This is a genomic window from Streptococcus orisasini (assembly GCF_001431045.1).
GTDB lineage: Bacteria > Bacillota > Bacilli > Lactobacillales > Streptococcaceae > Streptococcus > Streptococcus orisasini.
On record NZ_BCLE01000040.1, the window covers coordinates 20167 to 43450 of the forward strand.

Annotated in this window: 20 protein-coding genes; 15 read left to right on the forward strand and 5 right to left on the reverse strand. The window is 42.2% G+C overall.

Annotated elements, in window-relative coordinates; translation table 11 throughout:
* Positions 1-8 precede the first annotated feature (8 nt).
* The 6 genes from atpD (at position 9) to SCSH_RS08525 (ending at position 4715) form a co-directional block, all read left to right on the forward strand.
* On the forward strand, positions 9-1415 hold the full coding sequence (atpD, locus tag SCSH_RS08500) for a F0F1 ATP synthase subunit beta (RefSeq protein WP_057491461.1): 1407 nt from the start codon (positions 9-11) through the stop codon (positions 1413-1415).
* Between the two features lie 12 nt (positions 1416-1427).
* Positions 1428-1844, forward strand: coding sequence for a F0F1 ATP synthase subunit epsilon (locus SCSH_RS08505; RefSeq protein WP_057491462.1), 417 nt, complete (start codon positions 1428-1430; stop codon positions 1842-1844).
* Positions 1845-2018: 174 nt separating this feature from the next.
* Complete coding sequence (locus SCSH_RS08510) at positions 2019-2252, forward strand: DUF1146 family protein (RefSeq protein WP_057491463.1); 234 nt, start codon at positions 2019-2021, stop codon at positions 2250-2252.
* A gap of 64 nt (positions 2253-2316) precedes the next feature.
* On the forward strand, positions 2317-3588 hold the full coding sequence (gene murA, locus SCSH_RS08515; protein ID WP_057491464.1) for a UDP-N-acetylglucosamine 1-carboxyvinyltransferase: 1272 nt from the start codon (positions 2317-2319) through the stop codon (positions 3586-3588).
* Between the two features lie 2 nt (positions 3589-3590).
* Complete coding sequence (locus SCSH_RS08520; protein WP_057491465.1) at positions 3591-3779, forward strand: DNA-directed RNA polymerase subunit beta; 189 nt, start codon at positions 3591-3593, stop codon at positions 3777-3779.
* A gap of 51 nt (positions 3780-3830) precedes the next feature.
* Positions 3831-4715: a DNA/RNA non-specific endonuclease gene (locus tag SCSH_RS08525; RefSeq protein ID WP_057491466.1), complete on the forward strand. Its 885-nt coding sequence runs from the start codon at positions 3831-3833 to the stop codon at positions 4713-4715.
* Positions 4716-4798: 83 nt separating this feature from the next.
* Here the strand turns inward: SCSH_RS08525 and SCSH_RS08530 are convergent, their stop codons facing one another.
* From SCSH_RS08530 to SCSH_RS08545, 4 genes are all read right to left on the reverse strand, one after another.
* On the reverse strand, positions 4799-5449 hold the full coding sequence (locus SCSH_RS08530; protein ID WP_057491467.1) for an amino acid ABC transporter permease: 651 nt from the start codon (positions 5447-5449) through the stop codon (positions 4799-4801).
* 14 nt (positions 5450-5463) lie between these two features.
* The gene (locus tag SCSH_RS08535) at positions 5464-6168 is read right to left on the reverse strand and encodes an amino acid ABC transporter permease (protein WP_057491468.1); all 705 of its coding nucleotides are present in this window, start codon (positions 6166-6168) and stop codon (positions 5464-5466) included.
* Between the two features lie 374 nt (positions 6169-6542).
* Positions 6543-7355: a transporter substrate-binding domain-containing protein gene (locus SCSH_RS08540; RefSeq protein ID WP_057491469.1), complete on the reverse strand. Its 813-nt coding sequence runs from the start codon at positions 7353-7355 to the stop codon at positions 6543-6545.
* Positions 7352-8143, reverse strand: coding sequence for an amino acid ABC transporter ATP-binding protein (locus SCSH_RS08545; protein ID WP_057491470.1), 792 nt, complete (start codon positions 8141-8143; stop codon positions 7352-7354). The genes SCSH_RS08540 and SCSH_RS08545 overlap by 4 nt, the downstream gene beginning before the upstream one ends.
* Before the next feature lie 350 nt (positions 8144-8493).
* Here SCSH_RS08545 and yycF point away from each other — a divergent pair, with 350 nt between their 5' ends.
* The 9 genes from yycF (at position 8494) to pheT (ending at position 20550) form a co-directional block, all read left to right on the forward strand.
* Positions 8494-9201, forward strand: a complete 708-nt coding sequence (yycF, locus tag SCSH_RS08550; protein WP_027975693.1) for a response regulator YycF — start codon at positions 8494-8496, stop codon at positions 9199-9201.
* The gene (vicK, locus tag SCSH_RS08555; protein ID WP_057491471.1) at positions 9194-10546 is read left to right on the forward strand and encodes a cell wall metabolism sensor histidine kinase VicK; all 1353 of its coding nucleotides are present in this window, start codon (positions 9194-9196) and stop codon (positions 10544-10546) included. The genes yycF and vicK overlap by 8 nt, the downstream gene beginning before the upstream one ends.
* On the forward strand, positions 10543-11346 hold the full coding sequence (gene walJ / locus SCSH_RS08560; RefSeq protein WP_057491472.1) for an exodeoxyribonuclease WalJ: 804 nt from the start codon (positions 10543-10545) through the stop codon (positions 11344-11346). The genes vicK and walJ overlap by 4 nt, the downstream gene beginning before the upstream one ends.
* 11 nt (positions 11347-11357) lie before the next feature.
* On the forward strand, positions 11358-11723 hold the full coding sequence (locus tag SCSH_RS08565) for a YbaN family protein (RefSeq protein WP_057491473.1): 366 nt from the start codon (positions 11358-11360) through the stop codon (positions 11721-11723).
* Between the two features lie 80 nt (positions 11724-11803).
* Positions 11804-12499: a ribonuclease III gene (gene rnc, locus SCSH_RS08570; protein WP_057491474.1), complete on the forward strand. Its 696-nt coding sequence runs from the start codon at positions 11804-11806 to the stop codon at positions 12497-12499.
* The gene (gene smc / locus SCSH_RS08575; protein WP_057491475.1) at positions 12499-16035 is read left to right on the forward strand and encodes a chromosome segregation protein SMC; all 3537 of its coding nucleotides are present in this window, start codon (positions 12499-12501) and stop codon (positions 16033-16035) included. Before rnc ends, smc begins: the two co-directional genes overlap by 1 nt.
* A 382-nt stretch (positions 16036-16417) precedes the next feature.
* The gene (gene pheS / locus SCSH_RS08580; protein ID WP_057491476.1) at positions 16418-17461 is read left to right on the forward strand and encodes a phenylalanine--tRNA ligase subunit alpha; all 1044 of its coding nucleotides are present in this window, start codon (positions 16418-16420) and stop codon (positions 17459-17461) included.
* The gene (locus tag SCSH_RS08585) at positions 17458-17979 is read left to right on the forward strand and encodes a GNAT family N-acetyltransferase (protein WP_057491477.1); all 522 of its coding nucleotides are present in this window, start codon (positions 17458-17460) and stop codon (positions 17977-17979) included. The genes pheS and SCSH_RS08585 overlap by 4 nt, the downstream gene beginning before the upstream one ends.
* Before the next feature lie 165 nt (positions 17980-18144).
* Positions 18145-20550 (forward strand): phenylalanine--tRNA ligase subunit beta, encoded by a 2406-nt coding sequence (pheT, locus tag SCSH_RS08590; protein WP_057491478.1) that lies wholly within the window; start codon positions 18145-18147, stop codon positions 20548-20550.
* Positions 20551-20638: 88 nt separating this feature from the next.
* Here the strand turns inward: pheT and SCSH_RS08595 are convergent, their stop codons facing one another.
* Positions 20639-23164 carry a bifunctional 2',3'-cyclic-nucleotide 2'-phosphodiesterase/3'-nucleotidase gene (locus SCSH_RS08595; RefSeq protein WP_057491479.1) on the reverse strand — a complete coding sequence of 842 codons (2526 nt, stop codon included), beginning with the start codon at positions 23162-23164 and terminating at the stop codon, positions 20639-20641.
* Positions 23165-23284: the final 120 nt, after the last annotated feature.

Sequence of the window (23284 nt, forward strand, 5' to 3'; positions counted from 1 at the left end):
AGAAGAAAATGAGCACAGGCAAAATTGCTCAGGTAGTCGGTCCTGTTGTTGATGTTGCATTCGCAGCAGATGATAAACTTCCTGAGATTAATAATGCATTGGTTGTTTATAAAGAGGGCGATAAAAAGCAAAGAATCGTTCTTGAAGTGGCTCTTGAACTTGGCGATGGCCTTGTGCGTACCATTGCCATGGAGTCAACAGACGGTCTGACACGCGGTCTTGAAGTCTTTGACACAGGCCGTGCCATCAGTGTACCAGTCGGTAAGGAAACTCTGGGCCGTGTTTTCAATGTTCTTGGAGACACCATTGACCTTAATGAACCTTTCTCAGAAGAGGCTGAACGGCAGCCTATCCATAAAAAGGCACCGGCATTTGATGACTTATCTACTTCAACTGAAATTCTAGAAACTGGGATTAAGGTTATCGATCTTTTGGCTCCTTATCTTAAAGGCGGGAAGGTCGGCCTCTTTGGTGGTGCCGGAGTTGGTAAGACCGTTTTGATTCAGGAGCTGATTCACAATATTGCTCAAGAGCACGGCGGTATCTCAGTCTTTACTGGTGTTGGTGAACGTACACGTGAAGGTAACGACCTTTATTGGGAAATGAAGGAATCTGGCGTTATTGAAAAGACGGCTATGGTCTTTGGACAGATGAATGAACCGCCTGGAGCTCGGATGCGGGTTGCTCTTACTGGTCTTACCATTGCTGAATACTTCCGTGATGTTGAAGGACAGGATGTCTTGCTCTTTATTGACAATATCTTCCGTTTCACCCAAGCGGGATCTGAAGTTTCGGCCCTCTTAGGTCGTATGCCTTCTGCTGTTGGTTACCAGCCAACCTTGGCGACTGAAATGGGTCAGCTGCAAGAACGGATTACATCAACGAAAAAAGGTTCTGTTACGTCAATTCAGGCTATTTATGTCCCTGCTGATGACTATACGGATCCTGCGCCAGCAACAGCCTTTGCTCACTTGGACTCAACAACCAATCTTGAACGTCGTCTGACGCAAATGGGTATTTATCCGGCTGTTGACCCTTTGGCATCAAGTTCTCGTGCTCTCTCACCTGAAATCGTTGGGCAGGAACACTATGACGTAGCGACAGAAGTACAGCATGTGCTGCAGCGCTATCGTGAACTGCAGGATATCATTGCCATTCTTGGGATGGATGAATTATCTGATGAAGAAAAGACTCTGGTCGGTCGTGCTCGTCGCATTCAATTCTTCCTCTCGCAAAACTTCAATGTTGCGGAACAATTTACCGGTCAGCCTGGTTCTTATGTACCAGTTGCTGAGACAGTCCGCGGCTTTAAAGAAATTCTTGAAGGAAAATACGATGACCTTCCTGAGGATGCTTTCCGCAGTGTCGGTGCTATTGAGGATGTCGTTGAAAAGGCTAAAAAGATGGGCTTTTAATGAGGTGATTTAATGGCAGAAATGACTGTACAAATCGTAACGCCTGACGGTTTAAAATATGACCACCATGCTAAATTTATTCTGGTAAAAACGCTTGATGGCGAAATGGGAATTTTAGCTAATCATGAGAATTTAATGGCGCCGCTGGAAGTTCACGAAATGAAAATCAGACGTATTGATGATGACAAACATGTGGACTGGGTAGCAGTTAATGGCGGCATTCTTGAAATCAAGAATAATGTTGTGACCATTGTTGCCGACTCAGCTGAACGTGAGCGCGATATTGATGTATCTCGAGCTGAACGTGCTAAAATCCGAGCAGAAAAAGAAATTGAAGAAGCCAAAGAACATCATCGTATTGATGAAGTGCAGCGTGCTCAGGTTGCTCTCAGGCGTGCGCTTAACCGAATTAATGTTGGTTCTAAATAAGAATTGCTAAGAAAGTAAAAAATTACTTTTCTTAATAATCATTAAAAGATTGTCTGGGGCTAATAGGCTGATTTTATCAGCTTTTAAGCCTTAACATTTTAGGAGGCAAGACTGTGAACTGAAAATCTAAGTTTTCAGGTTCTGTCTTACCTCCTTTTTTGGTATAATGGATTCATGGATATTTTAAATAATGTTGTAATGCTGATCAGCCATTTGATTTTTATAGCTATTTTCTATAATTTACTTGTTAATCTGTTTGATTGGTCAAAAATAATTAAAAATAGTTCTGAAAATGTTACGCGTTTAAAATTATTTTTATTATTTATCAGCATTGCAGTAGGTTATATGACCAGCACTTTTATTTGGTCTGTGATTTCTTTGAGTCAGGATCTCTTTTTTGCGGTCTAATTAATTGTCTGAATAGTTTATTATGATATAATGCAGGAATAAAATACAGTGAATGGAGAAATTCGTGGATAAAATTATTATTGAAGGCGGGAAAACACAGCTTAAGGGGGACGTTATTATTGAAGGCGCTAAAAATGCAGTTCTGCCTCTTTTAGCGGCTGCTATTTTGCCAACTGAAGGTCAGACGCTTTTGGAAAATGTTCCGATTCTGTCTGATGTGTTTACAATGAATAATGTTGTGCGGGGTCTTAATGTCAAAGTGGACTTTGATGAAGCAAACAACCAGATATGGATTGATGCGACGGGAGATATTCTTGATGTGGCTCCCTATGAATATGTTAGTCAAATGCGTGCTTCCATTGTTGTTTTGGGGCCAATTTTGGCAAGAAATGGTCATGCTAAGGTTTCTATGCCGGGGGGCTGCACAATCGGAAGCCGTCCTATTGATTTGCACCTTAAGGGTCTAGAAGCTATGGGAGCTAAAATTGAGCAGGCCGGCGGGGATATTACAGCCAGTGCTGACCGTTTGAAGGGTGCTAATATCTATATGGACTTTCCTAGTGTCGGTGCAACGCAAAATTTGATGATGGCTGCTACCTTAGCAGAAGGAACGACAATTATTGAAAATGCTGCGCGTGAGCCTGAAATTGTTGATTTGGCTAACCTTCTCAATAAAATGGGAGCTAGAGTTGTCGGTGCAGGTACTGAAACTCTGACCATTATCGGTGTTGACAAAATGCATGGTGCTAAACACAGTGTTGTTCAGGACCGTATCGAGGCAGGGACTTTCATGGTGGCTGCCGCCATGACCAGTGGCAATGTTTTGGTTAGAGATGCTGTTTGGGAGCATAACCGCCCGCTTATTTCTAAGTTGAGAGAAATGGGAGTGCAGGTCACTGAAGAAGATGAAGGGATTCGAGTGGTCTCTGATGTGACCAAGTTAAAGCCAGTCACCGTGAAGACCATGCCGCATCCTGGTTTTCCGACTGATATGCAGGCTCAATTTACAGCTTTAATGGCTGTCGTTCAGGGAGAATCTACCATGATTGAGACTGTCTTTGAAAATCGTTTCCAGCATTTGGAAGAAATGCGCCGAATGGGCCTGACGTCTGAAATTTTGAGAGATACTGCTATGATTCACGGTGGTCGCCAGCTTCAAGGAGCACAAGTAATGTCAACCGATTTGCGTGCCAGCGCTGCCTTGATTTTGACTGGAATGGTAGCTGACGGACGGACGATTGTTGGTAATTTAAATCATTTAGACCGCGGATACTTTCAATTTCATGATAAGTTAGCTAAACTAGGTGCAACAATTCAACGTGTTAATGGAGAATGATTATGACTAATGGCTGGAAATATGTTCGCAATCAATTGGCCTTTATTGTTCTTATTACCCTTTTATGCCTTGTCTTTTTAGCTCTTGGCCTGATGTTTGGTTACAGCTTCATTGGTGAAGGTAAAAATTCCTTAGCCATTTTATCTTGGGATAAGTGGCAGTCAATTATTGATAAATTTACAGGAAAGTAGGGCTTCCCTGCTTTTTTACTGGCATATCTAGGAATAATAAGGAGACTCTTTATGGTGAGAAGGAATTACAGGTCTAAGAAAAAAGAAACCAAATTGCTGATGTCTCTGGTTGCAGCTTTGCTTGTGTTGCTTTTGACTCATGTTGCAACAGATGACCGTCTTGCTGACAGCAATCCGATAAAGCAAGTGGCTCAGTTGGTAACTGGAAAAAAAGAGGCTCCCAACAACTCCCCAAATAGCTCGCCAAGCAGTCAAATGGCTCCCAGTCAGGAATTAGCCAATACTGTTTTGACAGCTTCTGTTAGGCAATCGCTAGGCTCCCATATTGAATGGAATGGGGCTGGTGCTTTTATCATCAATCATAACAAGACAAGTCTGAAGGCAGATGTTGCCAGTCTTCCTTATGCTGACAATCAGACAAAAACAGTTCAGGGAGAGCTTGTTCCAACAGTTGCCAATGCACTTTTGACCAAGGCAACACGCCAGTACAGAAACCGCGAAGAAACAGGGAATGGGACAAGCGATTGGCGGCCTGCAGGCTGGCATCAGCTGTCTGGGTTGAATGGGGACTATGATCATGCTGTTGATCGCGGCCATCTCTTGGCCTATGCTTTAATTGGCCGTTTAAAAGGCTTTGATGCGTCAACAAGCAATCCGAAAAATGTGGCAACCCAGACGGCTTGGTCTAATCAAGCCAGCAGTAAAGCTTCAACTGGTCAGAATTATTATGAAACGATGATTAGAAGAGCTTTAGATCGCCATAAGCGTGTTCGCTACCGTGTGACCCTTGTTTACGAAGGTAATAATATTTTAGCAAGTGGCCGCCATTTAGAGGCAAAATCTTCTGATGGCAGTTTAGAATTCAATGTCTTTATTCCTAATGTTCAAAATGGTTTAACCTTTGACTATGCCACAGGTCAGGTTAGGACCAATTGAAGATCAAAAAAAGTGCTGGATTAACAGAGATCATCACTGTTAATCCGGCACTTTTTACTGTATTTGAATGAAGATTTTATTTTTTAGTCAGCAGCCTGTTCCCAACGCTTAGCCAGACGGCGTGAGAAGCTTGAAATGATAAAGTTGATGACAAAATAAGTTGCTGCAATGATACCATAAAGCGCAAAAACCTGATTGGCTTCGAAATATTGTCCCATGAGAATTTGGCTCTTGCCGAACAGCTCTTGGAGGGCGATAACAGAATAAAGGAAGGACGTATCCTTAATTACCGTTACAAACTGAGAAATGATGGCAGGCAGCATCTTTCGGATAGCTTGCGGGAAAACGATATAAATGAAAATCTGAAACTGGGTAAATCCTTGTGCCAGACCAGCTTCTGTCTGTCCATTATCAATGGCATTGAGGCCACCGCGGACAATTTCTGCCAAAGCAGCAGAGGTAAATACGGTAAAAGCCGTGATACCAGCAGGTGTTGACTTCATCTGAAAGACTAAGAAAACAATGAATATCCACAAAAGATTGGGAACATTTCTGACAAATTCGATATAAATGCTGGCAATCCATTTGAGAGGTTTGTTTTTACCATTACGCATAACGGCTAAGATAGTGCCGAAAATCGTTGACAGGACGATAGAAATAAAGGAGATATAGAGTGTTAACCATAAACCCTCAAGTAAGAATTTGATATTTGTTGATGTTAAGAGTTCTTTCATTACTTAACCTCCCTTTATAAATTATAGGCTTTTTTGTTGGCTTCTTCTTTACGGCGCGCCCAAGTTGCAAGCGGGAAGCACATGATAAAGTAAAGAAGAGCAGCGCCAGCAAAGGCTGGAACATAGTTGGTTGTATCATAGGCCCAGGCCTTGGCTGTGAACATGATATCTGCACCAGAAATAATAGCAACCGTTGAGGTATTCTTGATAAGATTAACCACTTGGTTTGTCATCGGCGGTAGAATTGTCCGGACAGCTTGCGGTAGAATAATCAGACTCATGGTTTCACGATAGGTGAATCCTTGAGATAAGGCTGCTTCTGTCTGCCCTTTAGGAACCGATTCGATACCAGAACGAATGACTTCTGCAATATAGGCACCATGGTAAACGCCCACACAGAGAACGGCTGTGAAAAAGGCTGAAATCATGACAGCTCCGTTTGTAAGAATAGCTAAGCCATAGTAAACAAAAACAAACTGTACGAGCAAGGGAGTGTTTTGAAAAACCTCAACATAGACACGAGCCAATCCTTTAAGAACCTTGTTTTTAGAAGATCCCATTGCCCCGAAAACAATGCCTAAAAGCAAAGAAAGAAGCAGGGCAAGAATTGACATTTCAAGGGTATACAAAAAACCTTTTAAGAATTCTCCGAAGTTGGCAAAGAAGGCCCCCCAGCGGCTCAAGGCAAAAGGTCCAGAGGTTGTTGTAAGTAGTATCATAATGTCTCCTTTAATTAAGATACAAAGGGCGTGAAGAAATCCGTATAAAAATAGGAAACTGACGCCGTGTCGCTAAGACACAAGGAAGTTTATCTTTTTTACTAGGATTTTAGCCCGTGTTCAATTACATAAGATACAGCAGAGGATTGTTATCTAAGTGCTTTGCACTTGATAACAAACGCCAATCACCATAGTGAATTGGCTGCCTCTCCCACTAACTTCGTTTGGTTAGTAAAATCGACTAACCAAACGAAGTGTCGCAAAGGGCGTTAAGAAAGCGAGAAGAAAATAGGAGCCTACCGCCATGCGCTTTGCGCATAAGGCAGGCTATCTTTTTCTCGACGCTTTTAGCTCAGTGTCGTAGCCGTGTTCAATTACTTCTGACGGTCTGGTTTAGCTGATTCCAGATTGTATTTGTTGTAAATCTTTTCCAGACTCTTGTCAGCTGACCATTTATCGAGTAACTGATTGACATATTTAGTTAATCCGGTATTTGATTTTTTCGTAGCGATTCCATACTCTTGTGTATTGAAGCCTGCCTTAAGCAAGCGTGACTGCTTGCTGACATAGCCGGTTAGAATTGACTTATCAACCGAAAAGGCATTGATACGCTTAGAGTAGAGAGAAACAGCTAATTCAGGGTAACTTCCTAACTGAACATACTTAAATTTTAAATGATGTTCTTTAGCATAAGCTTCTAAGCTGACCTTGGTCGTTGCACCTTGAGAAACCCCGATAGTCAGACCATCTAAGTCAGAGATTTTTGAGATTTTGCTGGATTTGCGAACCAAAAAACCAATCTGATCGTAATAGTAAGGCTTAGAAATACTGTAGGAAGCCTGACGTTCAGGAGTAATAGTGTAAGTAGCGATAATAAGATCGACTTGTCCATTATCCATAAGCGGTTCACGTGTCTGTGTGGTAACAGGAACGAGCTCTAGTTTAACTCCCAGAGATTTGGCAATCTTGCGGGCAACGTCGATTTCCATACCTTCGTATTTGCCGGTTTCAGCACTGTAATAGCCAAAATTAGGCACGTCTTGCTTAACACCAACCTTTAGAACGCCGGATTTTTGAATTTTTTGGACCTCTTTGGCTGTGTCTGCAGAAACCTTTTGGATGCCTGCCAAGCTGATAAGCAGAATTAAAAGGAGACTGACAGCAACTGCTATTCTTTTAAATTTCATAAGCCTTCTCCTTCATTACTTTGCTCTTTAGCAGTAACACGGTCGCTGGTATGATTGATGACCTTGCTGAGGAATTGCTTGGCTCGTGGATCTTTTGGATCTTCAAAGAAACCTCTGACATCGGTTGTGTCTTCAAGAATCTCACCATCAGCCATAAAGATGATGCGGTCAGCAACTTCCCGGGCAAAGCCCATTTCGTGAGTAACCACAATCATGTTCATTCCTTCTAAAGCCAGATTTTTCATAACAGCTAAAACGTCACCGATAGTCTCGGGGTCAAGTGCAGAAGTAGGCTCATCAAAGAGCAGGAGCTCTGGATTCATGGCAAGTCCGCGGGCGATAGCAATCCGTTGTTTTTGTCCGCCAGAGAGCATACCTGGATAGGAGTCTTTGCGATCCCACATATTAACATAGGTTAAATATTTTTCGGCGATGGCATTGGCCTTGTCTTTGTCCATTCCTAAAACTTTTATGGGTGCTAATGTCACATTTTCTAGCACAGTTTTATGAGGATAGAGGTTGAAATGCTGGAAAACCATGCCGACTTCCTTACGCAGCTGAACCAAATCTTTATTAGAAGCATTAGTAACTTCATGGCCGTTAACGATAAGTTCACCGGAGTTAATAGATTCAAGGGCGTTGATTGTACGAATCAGCGTAGACTTGCCAGAACCAGACGGCCCAAGCAAAACGACAACCTGTCCTTTCTCGATTTCTAAGTTAATATTGCGAAGGGCATGGTAATCCCCGTAGTATTTTTCGACATTTTTGAAGGTAATCAGCGCCATAGTCCTCTCCTTGTTGAACATAAATTCATTGTTAGATTTTCTAACATTGTACAATTATCCTATCATATAAAATCTGACTTGTCAAATATTATCAGAAAATTCAGTAAGATAACTTTTTATAATATTTGAAATAAACTTGTTGGTTTTCATTTGTTGGTGATTTTGATATAATCGTAAGGAGATTACTTTAGACAATAAGGTTTGAAGTAAAATAAGAATGGTTCTGTTACAGAGAAATTCTAATAAGTTTGAAATAAAAGTCAGGCATTATTAAAAAATGTGTTGATTTTTGAAATTTCCCGCTTATTTTTATGACACTCTTTTTAGAACCATAGAGTGAGGTATTCATGATGAAAAAAATTTTAATCGTTGATGATGAAAAGCCAATTTCTGATATTATTAAGTTTAACTTGGCAAAAGAAGGTTATGATACGATTACGGCCTTTGACGGACGTGAGGCACTTAGTAAGTACGAAGAGGAAAATCCTGATTTAATTATCCTCGATTTGATGCTGCCGGAATTAGACGGTCTCGAAGTAGCCAAAGAAGTTAGAAAAAGCAGTCATGTACCTATTATTATGCTTTCAGCCAAGGACAGTGAATTTGATAAGGTTATCGGACTTGAAATTGGTGCGGATGACTACGTGACTAAGCCCTTCTCAAACCGCGAGTTGCTGGCTCGGATTAAGGCACACCTTCGTCGGACAGAAAATATTGAGACGGCTGTAGCCGAAGAAAATGCTTCAGGAATGCCTGAGATTGTCATTGGGGATCTGCAGATTCTGCCGGATGCTTTTGTAGCCAAAAAACACGGTGAAGAAGTAGAGCTGACACATCGCGAATTTGAACTGCTGCATCATTTGGCGACCCATACTGGTCAAGTGATGACCCGTGAGCATTTGCTTGAAACTGTCTGGGGATACGACTATTTTGGTGATGTCAGAACCGTTGATGTAACTGTCCGCCGCTTACGTGAAAAAATTGAAGATACACCGAGCCGTCCTGAATATATTTTAACAAGGCGCGGTGTCGGTTATTATATGAAATCATATGACTAATACTTTTGAATCAAGCCCTTTATTTTTACGAATATTATTAGCAGTTTTACTGACTCTGCTCCTTATCTATTTTGTCTTTCTCAATTACAGAGAATACAAGAACAACAATCACATTAAGTTGTTAAATGCTAAGGTTCGCTCTTTGATTGCTGGTGACTATACTGAGAAATTAAAGTTTAAGGCTAACCCTGAGTTGTCAGATCTGGTTAGAAATGTCAATGATCTGTCTGAGGTGTTTCGGCTGACCCATGAAAATCTGGCTCAGGAAAAAAATCGCTTGACCAGTATTTTGGCATACATGACTGATGGGGTGCTGGCGACAGACCGCAGCGGAAAAATTACCATGATTAATGATATGGCTCAAAAACAGCTTAATCTGACACTCGAAGAGGCTCTAGAGTACAATATTATTGATATTTTGGATGATGACAGCTATACTTATAATGACTTAATCACTAAGACGCCTGAGATTGTCCTAAACCGCCGCGATGAGTATGATGAATTTATTACTCTGCGGATTCGTTTTGCTCTGAATCGGCGTGAGAGCGGCTTTATTTCGGGTTTGATTGCTGTTTTGCATGATGCTACTGAGCAGGAAAAAGAAGAGCGCGAACGCCGTCTTTTCGTTTCCAATGTCAGCCATGAGCTGCGGACACCGCTGACCTCTGTAAAATCCTATTTGGAGGCCTTGGATGATGGTGCTCTGACTGAATCGGTTGCTCCGAGCTTTATAAAGGTCTCGCTAGATGAGACCAACCGAATGATGCGGATGATTACAGACTTGCTCAGCCTGTCGCGGATTGATAATCAGACTAGCCGTTTGGATGTTGAGCTGACTAATTTCACAGCTTTTATGAATTATATTTTGGATCGCTTTGACCAGATTCAAAGTCAACAGTCAGGCAGCAAGGTTTATGATATTGTTAGAGATTACTCTGATAGTTCTGTCTGGATTGAAATTGATACAGATAAGATGACCCAGGTGGTTGATAATATTTTAAACAATGCGATTAAATATTCACCTGATGGCGGCAAGATTACTGTGAATATGCAGACAACCGATACGCAGGTCATTCTCTCCATATCTGACCAAGGTTTGGGGATTCCTAAGAAGGATCTTCCGCTTATCTTTGACCGCTTTTATCGGGTTGATAAGGCGAGAAGCCGGGCACAGGGCGGCAGCGGCTTAGGACTTGCAATTGCTAAAGAAATTATTAAACAGCACAAGGGCTTTATTTGGGCTAACAGTGAAGAAGGCAAAGGTTCAACTTTTACAATTGTTCTGCCTTATGAAAGTGACAATGGTACGATTGAGGAATGGGAGGAAGATGAAGACGAATCATGACAGAAACAGGTTTTAAATACAGTATTCTGGCGTCTGGTTCAAGTGGTAATAGTTTTTATCTTGAAACTCCTCAGAAAAAAATTTTGGTTGATGCAGGGCTCTCGGGAAAGAAAATCAGTCAGCTGATGGCAGGCATTGATCGGAAATTGGATGATGTTGATGCTATTTTAATTACGCACGAACATAAGGATCATATTCATGGGGTCGGTGTTTTGGCCAGAAAATACGGCTTGGATGTTTATGCCAATGAAGAAACCTGGCAGGCTATGGATGGCCTTATCGGCAAAGTTGACAGCAGCCAAAAACATATTTTTGAGATGGGAAAAACGCTGACCTTTGGTGACATTGATATTGAGAGTTTTGGTGTCAGCCATGATGCTGTCAAACCGCAGTTTTATCGTTTTATGAAAGACGGAAAGAGCTTTGTAATGCTGACAGATACAGGCTATGTCAGTGACCGGATGGCCGGTCTTATTGAAAATGCTGATGGCTATCTGATTGAATCCAACCATGATATTGAAATTCTGCGTTCTGGTGCCTATCCTTGGCGTCTAAAACAGCGGATCTTGTCCGATAAGGGACATCTATCAAACGATGATGGTGCAGAAACCATGATTAGAACTCTGGGAAATAAAACCAAGAAAATCTATCTAGGTCACCTTAGTAAGGAAAATAATATTAAGGAACTGGCTCATATGACCATGGAAAATGCTCTTATGCAGGCAGACTTGGCTGTGGGTCATGATTTTAAAATTTATGATACCTCGCCTGACACTCCTCTGCCTTTGACAAAGATTTAGATAGACGATTTATGAAAAGTTTATTTTATTTAATAGCAGGCTGTACAAGTTTAGCTGTCGGATTAGCGGGAATTATTCTTCCTATCCTTCCGACAACGCCGCTTTTACTCTTGGCTGGCTTTTGTTTTGCTAGAAGTTCTAAACGATTTGAAAAGTGGCTGCGTTCAAGCAGAATTTATCAATTCTATGTAGCTGATTATGCAGAAAGTAAAAGTATCTCGGCTAGTCGCAAGAAAAAGATTATCCTGCAGATTTATCTTTTGATGGCTATTTCGATTTATTTTGCTCCTCTAGTTTGGGTGAAAATAGCTTTGTTTTGTTTAACGTTATTCATTACCTACTATCTTTTCAGGGTTATTCCTGACAAGAAAGAATAAACATGGGATTACTCAGAATTAGCCGTTCTGAGTAATTTTTGCTATAATAGAATGGTCTGACAACAAAAGAAAGGATTTATATGAAAGCACTAGAAAAAAAATTGGCAGAAGATTTTAACATTGTTTTTGCTGACAAGGAACTGCTGGGAACGGCTTTTACGCATACCAGCTATGCTAACGAACATCGCCTCCTAAACATTTCACATAATGAACGCTTGGAATTTTTAGGAGACGCCGTTCTGCAATTGACCATTTCTCGTTATCTGTTTGAGAAGTACCCTAAAAAGGCTGAAGGGGACTTGTCCAAAATGCGTTCAATGATTGTTCGAGAAGAGAGTTTGGCTGGTTTTTCTAAAAATTGTGAATTTGATCGTTACATCAAATTAGGTAAGGGTGAAGAGAAATCCGGTGGTCGCAAGCGGGCAACCATTCTGGGCGATTTATTTGAAGCCTTTTTGGGCGCCCTTTTACTGGATGCAGGCATTGAAGCTGTCGAGGACTTCCTAGGTCAGGTTGTTATTCCGCAGGTTGAAAATGGCAATTATGAACGGGTGACGGATTATAAGACGGCTTTACAGGAGATGCTGCAGGTTGATGGTGATGTTTTAATTGACTATGAAGTCTTAAAAGAAACAGGTCCAGCCCATGCCAAGTATTTTGAAGTTTCTGTTGCCGTGAATCATAAGAAACTAAGCAAGGGAGCAGGCCGCTCCAAGAAATTGGCAGAACAAGAGGCCGCTAAGAATGCACTTGAAAAACTCCAGCGAGGTTCCTAATGTTTTTAAAAGAGATTGAAATGCAGGGGTTTAAGTCCTTTGCTGACAAGACCAAGGTTGAATTCGACAGGGGTGTAACAGCTGTTGTTGGCCCCAATGGTTCTGGCAAGAGCAATATTACGGAGAGCCTGCGCTGGGCTCTAGGGGAATCAAGCGCCAAGAGTCTGCGCGGCGGCAAGATGCCAGACGTTATTTTTGCGGGAACTGAGAACAGAAAGCCCCTCAATTATGCACAGGTCACTGTTGTTTTGGACAACAGTGACGGCTTTATTAAAGAGGCTCAAAAAGAAATTCGGGTAGAGCGTCATATTTACCGCAATGGTGACAGTGATTACTTGATTGATGGTAAAAAGGTCCGCCTGCGTGATATTCATGATTTGTTTATGGATACGGGCCTAGGCAGAGATTCTTTTTCGATTATTTCCCAAGGGCGGGTTGAAGAAATCTTTAACAGCAAGCCTGAAGAGCGCCGTGCTATTTTTGAAGAGGCAGCCGGTGTTTTAAAATATAAGACGCGTAAAAAAGAAACTGAATCCAAGCTAAATCAGACCCAGGACAATTTGGACCGTCTGGATGATATTATCTATGAGCTGGAAACACAGATTAAACCGCTGGAGAAACAGGCTAAGACGGCTAAAGAATTTTTAGTTTTAGAAGCAGAACGCAAGGAAAAGCATCTGGATTTGCTGGTTTACCAAATCTTGCATCATAAAGAAGAGCTAGAAGCTCATCAAAACCGCTTAATGGGCATTAAGGAAGACCTGCAAGCCTACTATCAGGAGCGTGGGCAGCTAGAGACTAAGAATCAGCAGTTGAAGGGGAAACGTCACAATCTGTCTCAGCAGATTGACCAAAAGCAGGCTGAGCTGCTTGAAGTGACCCGACTCATCAGTGATTATGAACGAAAGATTGAGCTCATTAAACTTGAGTCCAGTCAAAAAGCGGAAAAAAAACAGTCTACTCAGGAACGCTTGTCTCAGCTAGTAGTTCAAAAAGATACTCTTAAAGCTGAGATTGCTGAGAAAGAAGGTGAATTAGCCGATTTAGAAACAAAAAGCCAGCAAAAAAAGCAGGCAATTGAGGACTTGGAAGCTGAATTATCCCGTTTTTCAACCAATCCTGATCAAATGATTGAAAATCTGCGGGAAGATTTTGTCAAGCTCATGCAAAAAGAAGCAGACAGCTCTAATCAGCTGACTATTTTAAAGGCTGAGATCGAAAATCAAAAGCAAGAGTCAGCAAATAAGACCGCTGAAATTAAGCAATTAAAAGCAGATTTAGATAAGACCAAACAGCTGACAGAAAAGGAAGCAGAAGTCCTAAAAGCTTCTAAATCCAAAGTTCAAGAGTTATTGGCAAATTATCAGAAGGCAGCACAGCTTGTTCAAAATCTGGAAGCTGACTACAATAAGCAGCAGGATCAAATGTTTACCATGCTGGACGAACTGAAGGAGAAAAGAGCGCGGCAGCACAGTTTAGAGTCTATTTTAAAGAATCACAGTAATTTTTACGCTGGTGTCCGGTCAGTTTTGCAGCAGGCAGACCGCATTCAAGGGATTGTCGGTGCTGTTAGTGAGCATTTGACCTTTGATAAAAAGTATCAGACAGCTCTTGAAATTGCTTTAGGTGGCAGCAGTCAAAATATCATTGTTGAGGATGAAGCGGCAGCTAAACGCTCCATTGCTTTTTTGAAGCAAAATCGTCAAGGGCGGGCTACCTTTCTGCCTTTGACTACGATTAAACCGCGGCGCCTGTCGGAACAAAATCAGGCTGCATTACTATCTAGTCAAGGTTTTCTCGGTTTAGCACGTGATTTGGTAAGCTTTGAGCCGCGCTTGGAAGGGATTTTTAGCAATTTATTGGGAGTCACCGCTGTTTTTGACAGCCTTGACCATGCCAATCAGGCGGCGCGCAAACTGCGCTATCAAGTGCGTCTGGTAACACTTGATGGAACAGAAATTCGTCCAGGTGGTTCTTTTTCAGGAGGTGCTAACCGCCAAAATAACAGTACCTTTATCAAACCAGAATTGGACAGTTTGACCAAGGAATTGGCTCTTTTAGAAGAGCAGCAAGTCCAGCAGGAAAAAAAGGTAAATCAAGTCAAAGAGGACTTGGATAACCAGAAGGCGAAGCTGCTGGAGCTTCGAGAGGAGGGAAATCAGGCCAGACTGTCTGAGCAAAAGGCAGAATTGGAGTATCAGCAACTGCAATCCCGCCTAGAAGAACTGACCCTTCTTTATGAACAGCTGACTCAGTCTGATAGTACGGAGTCTGTTCATGACTTGGACAAAGAAAAAGAGGAGCTGGAGCAGATTCTTCAAAAAATAGCAGTAGATAAGGAAAAGCTCAGCCAAGAAATTGCCCAGTTCAAGGAAAACAAGGACAGTATCCAACAAAAAACGGCAGCTCTCAGTCAAGAATTGTCTGCTCTGCGTCTCTCTGAACGCGATTTGGCCAATAGTCAGAGGTTTGAAAAGAGCAATTTAGACCGATTACTTGCTGATTTGGCAGAATTGGAAAAAAACGAAGCCGACATGACTCAGCTCCTAAACAGCCAAGAAGAGGACTTGGATGAAAAACGTCTGCCTGCCCTTGAACAGCAGCTAGTTGCCAGTCAAGCTAAAAAAGAAGATAATGAAAAAGCTATGATTCGTTATCGCTTTGAATTAGAAGACTGTGAAGCCCAGTTGGAAGAAATTGAGGCCAGTCTTTTAAAAGCCAATGAGAAAAACGAAGCATTAATCCGCAGTCAGACCCAGCTCGAAGCTAAGATTGACCAGATATCTGATCAATTGCGCCATTTTGCTGGAAATCTTGCTGAAGATTATCAGCTGAGCTTGGATGAGGCGAAAAAACAGGCTCAGGCGGTGGATAATCCAGAAGCTGCCAAGGCTCATCTAAGACAGTTAGAAAAACAAATCAAACAGCTGGGACCGGTCAATTTGGATGCTATTGGTCAATATGAAGAAGTGTCTGAACGTTTGCAGTTTTTAAATGGGCAAAAAGATGATCTGGTTCGTGCCAAAGATCTTTTACTGAGTACGATTCATGACATGGATAATGAAGTGAAGGCGCGCTTTAAGACGACCTTTGAAGCTATTCGGGAAAGCTTTAAGACGACCTTTACGCAGATGTTTGGTGGCGGCAGTGCTGATTTGCTGCTGACAGAAGGAGATCTTCTGACCACTGGTGTTGAAATCTCCGTGCAGCCGCCAGGCAAGAAAATTCAGTCGCTCAACTTGATGTCAGGTGGCGAAAAGGCTCTGTCTGCCTTAGCACTTTTATTTGCCATTATTCGTGTGAAGACCATTCCTTTTGTTATTTTGGATGAGGTTGAGGCAGCCCTCGATGAGGCTAACGTCAAACGCTTTGGCGATTATCTCAACCGTTTTGACAAGTCCAGCCAGTTCATCGTTGTTACCCACCGCAAGGGAACCATGTCTGCGGCTGACAGTATTTACGGTGTAACCATGCAGGAATCAGGTGTTTCAAAGATTGTCTCTGTCAAACTGAAGGAAGTTGATACAGTGTCATAAAAAGCACTGCACTTGTTTTGTATCTGATTTTTATTGGTTATTGAGCATTAATTTTAAAGTGGCTATTGTGAAAGTCTTTGAAATTTGATAAAATGTTTACAATTGAATAAAGAAAGTCTATGAGATTAGTAACTTTATGGTAGTCTGACAGGGAATGCGAGCCGTGACTGGAAGCTCGCTGGATGAAAGTTTAGTGAATTCACTCAGGCAGCAGACTTGGAAATTAAGGTCCGGCAGATGCTGGATAAAAACGGATGGTACCGCGTGTCAACGCTCCGATGTGAGTGATGGCAGGCGGTTTTTTAATAGCCTGCAAGACATGTTACCTAGCAGCTTGGCTGTTGGTATCAAGTTCTGCCTAGACTTTGTAGATGGAGGAAGTATGGATTTACAAGCACAATTAGAAGAATTAAAAAAGAGCACGCAGGCTCAGTTGCAGGCCATCAAGGCTGAAAATGCTAAGGAACTGCAGGATTTGCGTGTTAAGGTTTTGGGTAAAAAAGGCTCTTTGACAGAACTCTTAAAAGGACTTAAAGATCTGCCCAATGAACTGCGGCCTGTTGTCGGTAAACAGGTTAATGAGGTGCGCGATGTCTTGACCAAGGCTTTTGAAGAGCAGGGCAAGATTCTTGCAGCGGCTAAGATTCAGGCTCAATTAGAATCTGAATCTTTAGACGTCACACTGCCAGGCCGCAAGATTTCGGTGGGGAACCGTCATGTTCTCAGCCAAGTAACTGAGGAAATAGAAGATATTTTCTTGGGAATGGGCTTTCAGGTTGTTGATGGTTATGAAGTAGAGCAAGATTATTATAACTTTGAACGTATGAATCTGCCTAAAGACCATCCGGCGCGTGATATGCAGGATACTTTCTATATTTCTGAAGATATTTTGCTTCGGACACATACCAGTCCTGTTCAGGCACGTACTCTGGATAAGCATGATTTTTCAAAGGGTCCGCTTAAGATGATTTCACCGGGACGTGTTTTCCGCCGTGATACGGATGATGCGACACACTCTCATCAATTTCATCAGATTGAAGGCTTGGTCGTTGGTAAAAATATTTCTATGGGTGATCTTAAAGGTACGCTTGAGATGATTAGTAAAAAGATGTTTGGTGAAGATCGCAAGATTCGCCTGCGTCCATCCTATTTCCCATTTACAGAACCTTCTGTTGAAGTAGACGTTTCTTGTTTTAAATGTGGCGGTAAAGGCTGCAATGTCTGCAAGAAAACAGGCTGGATTGAAATTCTCGGGGCTGGTATGGTTCATCCAAGAGTCCTGGAGATGGCTGGTGTAGACTCTGAAGAATACTCAGGTTTTGCTTTTGGTCTTGGTCAGGAACGAATTGCCATGCTGCGCTATGGAATTAATGATATCCGCGGCTTCTATCAAGGTGACAGCCGCTTTACGGAGCAGTTTAAATGATAACAATTGAACCTATTTTACTAGAAGAAGTTGAGACTTTAAGAGAGCTTGCCATCAAAACCTTTCGTGAGACCTTCGGGCACGATAATACTGAGGAGCAACTGCAGGCATTTTTTAACTCGGATTTATCAATCGCTGTTTTATCTAAAGAGCTGACAGATCCTGAATCTCAAAACTATTTTCTTAAAATAGATGGCAGTATCGTTGGTTTTCTCAAACTTAATCAAGGGTCAGCTCAGACTGAACAAAAGCTTGATAATGCCATCGAAATTCAGCGGGTATATATTCTCAAAGCCTTCCAAGGACAGGGTTTAGGGAAAAAGTTACTAGAATTTGCTCTGGAGAAAGCCTATGCCTCAGGCTGTGACTGGGTGTGGCTTGGTGTCTGGGAATATAATTTTAAGGCGCAGGCCTTATACAAAAAATATGGTTTTGAGCGTTTTAGTCAGCACCGTTTTATGGTTGGTGACAAGGCTGATACGGATTGGCTGCTGAAAAAGAGCCTGAAGCAGGCATAGACCTGTAATCAAGGCTTTTAAATTAAAAAAGGAAGGGATAGAAAATCTTATGCAAAGAAGTTTGAAGGTTTAGAATTTCTTTGCTTGAGGCTGAGTTTGTTTTGCCAGCAAAGGCGAAAGTGACTCCCTCGTTTTAAAGAGGCATAAGGTTTTTGCTGTTTTAATATGTTAGTAAGTTATAAATGGTTAAAAAAATTGGTTGACATTGATGTTCCCAGTCAGGAATTGGCAGAGAAAATGTCAACAACAGGTATTGAAGTTGAAGGTGTGGAAGTACCATCACAAGGACTTTCTAAGCTTGTAGTTGGTCAGGTACTTTCTTGTCAGGATGTTCCGGAAACTCATCTGCATCTTTGTCAGGTAGACACTGGTGATGAGGAAGCTAGGCAGATTGTCTGCGGTGCTCCCAATATCAGAGCTGGTATTAAGGTTATTGTAGCGCTTCCAGGAGCCCGTATTGCGGATAATTACAAAATCAAAAAAGGTAAAATCCGCGGTATGGAGTCGCTCGGCATGATTTGCTCTCTTCAGGAACTGGGGCTGTCTGATTCGATTGTTCCTAAAGAATTTGCGGATGGGATTCAAATTTTGCCGGATGAGGCTGTAGTTGGTGACAGTATCTTCCCTTATCTTGATTTGGATGATGAGATTATCGAGCTATCCATTACACCTAACAGGGCGGATGCTCTGTCCATGCGCGGCGTTGCCCACGAAGTGGCTGCAATCTACGATAAAACTGTTGACTTTGAAGAGAAAACGCTGCGTGAAAGTGAGAAAAAGGCAGCAGATCTTATCAAAGTAGCCATCGAATCTGACGGTGTTCTGACCTACAAGGCCCGCGTTCTTGAAAATGTTACGATAAAACCAAGTCCTCAGTGGCTGCAAAACTTGCTGATGAATGCGGGAATCCGCCCCATCAATAATGTGGTTGATGTAACCAATTATGTTTTACTGTATTTTGGTCAGCCCATGCATGCTTTTGATCTAGACAAATTCGAATCAGACACGATTATTGCCCGCCAGGCACACCAGGGTGAAAAATTGGTCACTCTTGATGGAGAAGAACGCGATTTAATCGACGAAGATCTTGTCATCACTGTGGCAGACAAGCCAGTTGCTCTGGCTGGAGTCATGGGCGGAGCCTCAACTGAAATTGATGCAGCTTCGAAAAATATTGTTCTTGAAGCAGCTGTCTTTGATGGCAAGGCTGTCCGCAAGACCAGCAGCCGCTTGAATCTGCGTTCTGAAAGTTCATCACGGTTTGAAAAGGGAATTAACTACAACGATGTTGCTAAGGCTCTCGATTTTGCGGCTGCCATGATTGCTGAATTGGCTGACGCTGAAGTCCTGTCTGGCCAAGTAAGTGCCGGTGCTGTGCCGACAGATGATGTAGAGGTGTCAACGACCCTTGATTATGTTAATGTTCGTTTGGGAACAGAACTGACCTTTTCAGATATTGAAACCATCTTTGCTCGTTTAGGCTTTGGTTTGTCTGGAAATGAGGCTTCCTTTACCGTTTCAGTTCCGCGCCGTCGTTGGGACATTAGTATTCAGGCTGATTTAGTTGAAGAAATTGCCCGGATTTATGGTTATGATAAGCTGCCAACAACCCTGCCAAAGGCTGAGGGGACTGCAGGAGAGCTGACTCAGATGCAGCAGCTCCGTCGCAAGGTAAGAAGCTTGGCTGAGGGTGCTGGACTGTCAGAAATTATTTCCTATGCTCTGACAACACCAGAAAAAGCAGTAGCCTTTACACCTAATCCGACAAAATTAACAGAGTTGCTTTGGCCTATGACTGTTGAGCGTTCGGCACTGCGCCAAAACATGGTTTCTGGTATGCTTGATACCGTTGCTTATAATGTAGCTCGTAAAAGCAGCAATCTTGCTCTTTATGAAATCGGCAAAGTTTTCGAACAGACAGCTGATCCACAAAAAGATCTGCCAAAGGAAGTTGATACCTTTGCCATGGCTCTGACAGGTTTAATTGCAGAAAAAGATTTCCAAACTCAGGCAACTCCAGTTGATTTCTTTTACGCTAAAGGAATTGTTGAAGCAATTCTAGCAAAGTTGGGTCTCAATGTTCAATTTGTCGCTACTAAAGAAATGACTAACATGCACCCAGGCCGTACAGCCTTGATTGAACTTGACGGTCAAGTTATCGGCTATCTGGGTCAAGTTCACCCGCAGACCGCTAAAGACTATAATATCCCTGAAACTTATGTCGCTGAATTAAATCTCAATGCTCTGGAAGCAGTCCTTAAACCATCTATGGTCTTTGAAGATATTACCAAGTTCCCAGCTGTTTCCCGTGATATTGCCTTGCTGCTTCCTGAGAAAGTTACTCATCAAGAGGTCTTGGATGCTATTTTTGCAAGCGGCGTGAAACGCTTGACCAAGGTTAAACTTTTTGATGTTTATGCTGGTCATCATATTGAAGCAGGCAAAAAATCAATGGCCTACAGTTTGACCTTCCAAAATCCAAACGACAACTTAACAGACGAAGAAGTTGCCAAATACATGGATAAAATCACCAAGTCACTGATGGAATTGCTTGGAGCAGAAGTCCGTTAGAATGGTCTTTCTTAATATAAAAAAGGCTAAAAGCCTAATCGACAGCTATCGATTAGGCTTTTAGCCTTTTGCTCTATAATATTGGCGTTTAGCCCTTTTTCTTTTTCTTGCCAAAGACTCCTGCTAAGGCGAGGAAACTGTAACCAAATAAACTGTATAAAATACTGCTGGTTTCAGATGAATTTGTATTTGGCAAAGCTGCTTTAGCTTTTGTTTGGACCTTTTGGGTATTGGTTTTGCTGGCAATACTTGTATTACTGTTAGCTGCAGCCTTGGTTTCAGCATAGGCTTTGGCTACCAAGATATAAATATCTTGATGTTTGGACTGATCTAAAGTTTTGTTGTCTGTTGGTTTGTTCCTATCAGGAAGAGCTGTCTCAGGATCTTTGTAGCTGTAGCGATATTCCCCAAAACCTTCAGAAGCAGATGGTCCAATATAAGAAATCTCAGCATGGTCAGCTAGGTATTTTTGAGCATTTTCAGACGATAAAAAGCGAATATCTAAGCCCTTGATACTACTTGTAAAGGACCAATTGCCATCGGCTGAAGGATTAATGGTTTTTTCAGATATTATATAGTCAATGATGGCCTGCCGGTTTTCCAGATTGAGCAGCCGTTTTTCAGCAGCATCTCTGACACCAGGGAAATTGCCTGTTGCTCGGTAGTTGTTGCTGATGACGATAAAGGTTTGATTGGGGTCAATTGGCTGTCCCTGATAGTTAAGTTCGCGAACACGACTGGCAGTCGGATTAACCAATTTTCCTTCGTAGTCATACTTGTTGGGCTGCGTGATATCAAACTTATAAGTCAGGCCATCAATCACATCAAAGTTATAGGAACGATAGTTACTGTTAATCAGCTGCTGAGGTTTGCTGCTGTTAGGATCGATCTGGTTAAATTGTCCAGCAGACATTTCCAGCCATTCCTTGATTTGAGCACCTGTAAGTTTAATGATAGCAGTGACATTGTCATAGAGATAAAGATCGGCAACATTTTTAATAGCCAATGCTCCGGCAGGAATGTCTGTGTAGTAAGTGGCATCGCCGCGCGTACCCGCTTTAAACGGTGCGGCAGCAGAAAGGATTGGCAAATTGGCATCAGCTGTACCAGCCAATTGTTTTTTACCGTACCAGAGTTGTGCATTATTTACAATTTGAATGGACGGATCATCCAGCACTTGAGCAAAGTAACTATTAATCGGCGCTGTTGTTTGCCCAACCTTTTGGCGAACATAATTAATGGTGCCTTGGTGTTCTTCTTTGACCATATCAATCAGCTCTTGGTCAGCTACAGGAGAAGTCGTATCAATTTTACGGAGTTTAGACTTGCTGTTGGTTACCTGCCACTTACCCTCTTTGTAGGTCAAAGTCAAATCCATAATACCAAGGTGGTCACCAAATTTTCCGGCCATAACAACAGGCTTGCCGTTGATGAGACCGTTGATATCATCGACACCTTTGTATTTGGCGTAAAAGCTTGTACCGTCACCATTAGGAAAATCAGCATGTGAATGTCCCGTAGCCACAGCATCAACCCCATCAATGCCAGCTAGGAAATAACCCTCATTTTCTTCGCCGACTTCATAGTTATCATCACCGATACCCGAATGAGCTAGAACCAAAACGATGTCAGCACCAGCTTCTTTCATGCTTGGCACGATGGCTTTTACTGCTTCAACAGGATCATCAACGATAACCTTGCCTTCAAGATTGGCCTTATCCCAAACTAGAATTTGTCTTGGCAGAACGCCTGTAATGCCGACCTTGACAGTTGTTTGTCTGCCTTTCGTATCAGTGAAAACTTTGTTGAGAATGATATAGGGCTGATAATAGTGCTGACCTGTATGAGCATCGCGGACATTGGCATTGACGATAGGGACGTCTGATGTATTAACCATTCGGTTGAGAAAATCAAGTCCGTAATTAAATTCATGATTGCCCAAAGTTTCAGCGTCATAGCCTAATTTTTCAAAGGCCTTGTACATGGGGTGGGTTTGGCCTTCTTTAACAGGATTAATAAGAGCTTTGTAGGTGCCAAATGGAGTTCCTTGAATAGTATCTCCGCTGTCAACAAGGACGATATTGCTATTTTCTTTACGCGCTTTTTCAATAAGCACAGCAGTTTTAGCAAGTCCGACAGTTTGGGAAGCCTTGTCTTGATAATAGTCGTAGTTGACTAGGTTGGTATGGAGATCAGTCGTTGAGAGAATACGCATGTCAACAGTCTGTCCTTCAACAGGCTCTGGTGTTTTCACAGTCTCTTTAGCCTGAGCTGCTGCAGTTACTGGCATATTTATTTTAGATGCGGGAGCTGTTTCAGTGGCATCACTTTCTGCAGCTTCCTGTGTCTGAGGGTTTAATCCAGTATTGTCTGTGGCATTAAGAGGTGCTGCAGCGCTTTCTGTTTGATTAGGAACTGCCGCAGGCTGCTCGGGACTTTCAGCTGGAGCAGCTTGGGTCATACCTGTTGCTGCATTGTTGTCTCCTGATGGAACCGCAGCATTTATGTCATTGGCTGGAGCTGCTTCGTCTGCCTGAACAATAGAATTAACACCGCCAGCCATGGCAAAAAGAGAGAGTAGCAGTACACTCTTGGACAAATAATGTTTAGACATAATAAATCTCCTTTGTTCATAAAATATCCTATGTAGTCTATTATACAAAAAGAAAACCTTTTCAGAAAGGCCAAAAATAAAAGAATCTGTCAAATTTAGCTAGGCTGCTTCAATAGCTGT

What these genes read in the sequence shown, in the direction of transcription:
- atpD (WP_057491461.1), top strand. Translation starts at nt 9, where the DNA reads ATGAGCACAGGCAAAATTGCTCAGGTAGTCGGTCCTGTTGTTGATGTT.
- SCSH_RS08505 (WP_057491462.1), top strand. Translation starts at nt 1,428, where the DNA reads ATGGCAGAAATGACTGTACAAATCGTAACGCCTGACGGTTTAAAATAT.
- SCSH_RS08510 (WP_057491463.1), top strand. Translation starts at nt 2,019, where the DNA reads ATGGATATTTTAAATAATGTTGTAATGCTGATCAGCCATTTGATTTTT.
- SCSH_RS08520 (WP_057491465.1), top strand. Translation starts at nt 3,591, where the DNA reads ATGACTAATGGCTGGAAATATGTTCGCAATCAATTGGCCTTTATTGTT.
- SCSH_RS08525 (WP_057491466.1), top strand. Translation starts at nt 3,831, where the DNA reads ATGGTGAGAAGGAATTACAGGTCTAAGAAAAAAGAAACCAAATTGCTG.
- SCSH_RS08530 (WP_057491467.1), bottom strand. Translation starts at nt 5,449, where the DNA reads ATGAAAGAACTCTTAACATCAACAAATATCAAATTCTTACTTGAGGGT.
- SCSH_RS08535 (WP_057491468.1), bottom strand. Translation starts at nt 6,168, where the DNA reads ATGATACTACTTACAACAACCTCTGGACCTTTTGCCTTGAGCCGCTGG.
- SCSH_RS08540 (WP_057491469.1), bottom strand. Translation starts at nt 7,355, where the DNA reads ATGAAATTTAAAAGAATAGCAGTTGCTGTCAGTCTCCTTTTAATTCTG.
- SCSH_RS08545 (WP_057491470.1), bottom strand. Translation starts at nt 8,143, where the DNA reads ATGGCGCTGATTACCTTCAAAAATGTCGAAAAATACTACGGGGATTAC.
- yycF (WP_027975693.1), top strand. Translation starts at nt 8,494, where the DNA reads ATGAAAAAAATTTTAATCGTTGATGATGAAAAGCCAATTTCTGATATT.
- vicK (WP_057491471.1), top strand. Translation starts at nt 9,194, where the DNA reads ATGACTAATACTTTTGAATCAAGCCCTTTATTTTTACGAATATTATTA.
- walJ (WP_057491472.1), top strand. Translation starts at nt 10,543, where the DNA reads ATGACAGAAACAGGTTTTAAATACAGTATTCTGGCGTCTGGTTCAAGT.
- SCSH_RS08565 (WP_057491473.1), top strand. Translation starts at nt 11,358, where the DNA reads ATGAAAAGTTTATTTTATTTAATAGCAGGCTGTACAAGTTTAGCTGTC.
- rnc (WP_057491474.1), top strand. Translation starts at nt 11,804, where the DNA reads ATGAAAGCACTAGAAAAAAAATTGGCAGAAGATTTTAACATTGTTTTT.
- smc (WP_057491475.1), top strand. Translation starts at nt 12,499, where the DNA reads ATGTTTTTAAAAGAGATTGAAATGCAGGGGTTTAAGTCCTTTGCTGAC.
- pheS (WP_057491476.1), top strand. Translation starts at nt 16,418, where the DNA reads ATGGATTTACAAGCACAATTAGAAGAATTAAAAAAGAGCACGCAGGCT.
- SCSH_RS08585 (WP_057491477.1), top strand. Translation starts at nt 17,458, where the DNA reads ATGATAACAATTGAACCTATTTTACTAGAAGAAGTTGAGACTTTAAGA.
- pheT (WP_057491478.1), top strand. Translation starts at nt 18,145, where the DNA reads ATGTTAGTAAGTTATAAATGGTTAAAAAAATTGGTTGACATTGATGTT.
- SCSH_RS08595 (WP_057491479.1), bottom strand. Translation starts at nt 23,164, where the DNA reads ATGTCTAAACATTATTTGTCCAAGAGTGTACTGCTACTCTCTCTTTTT.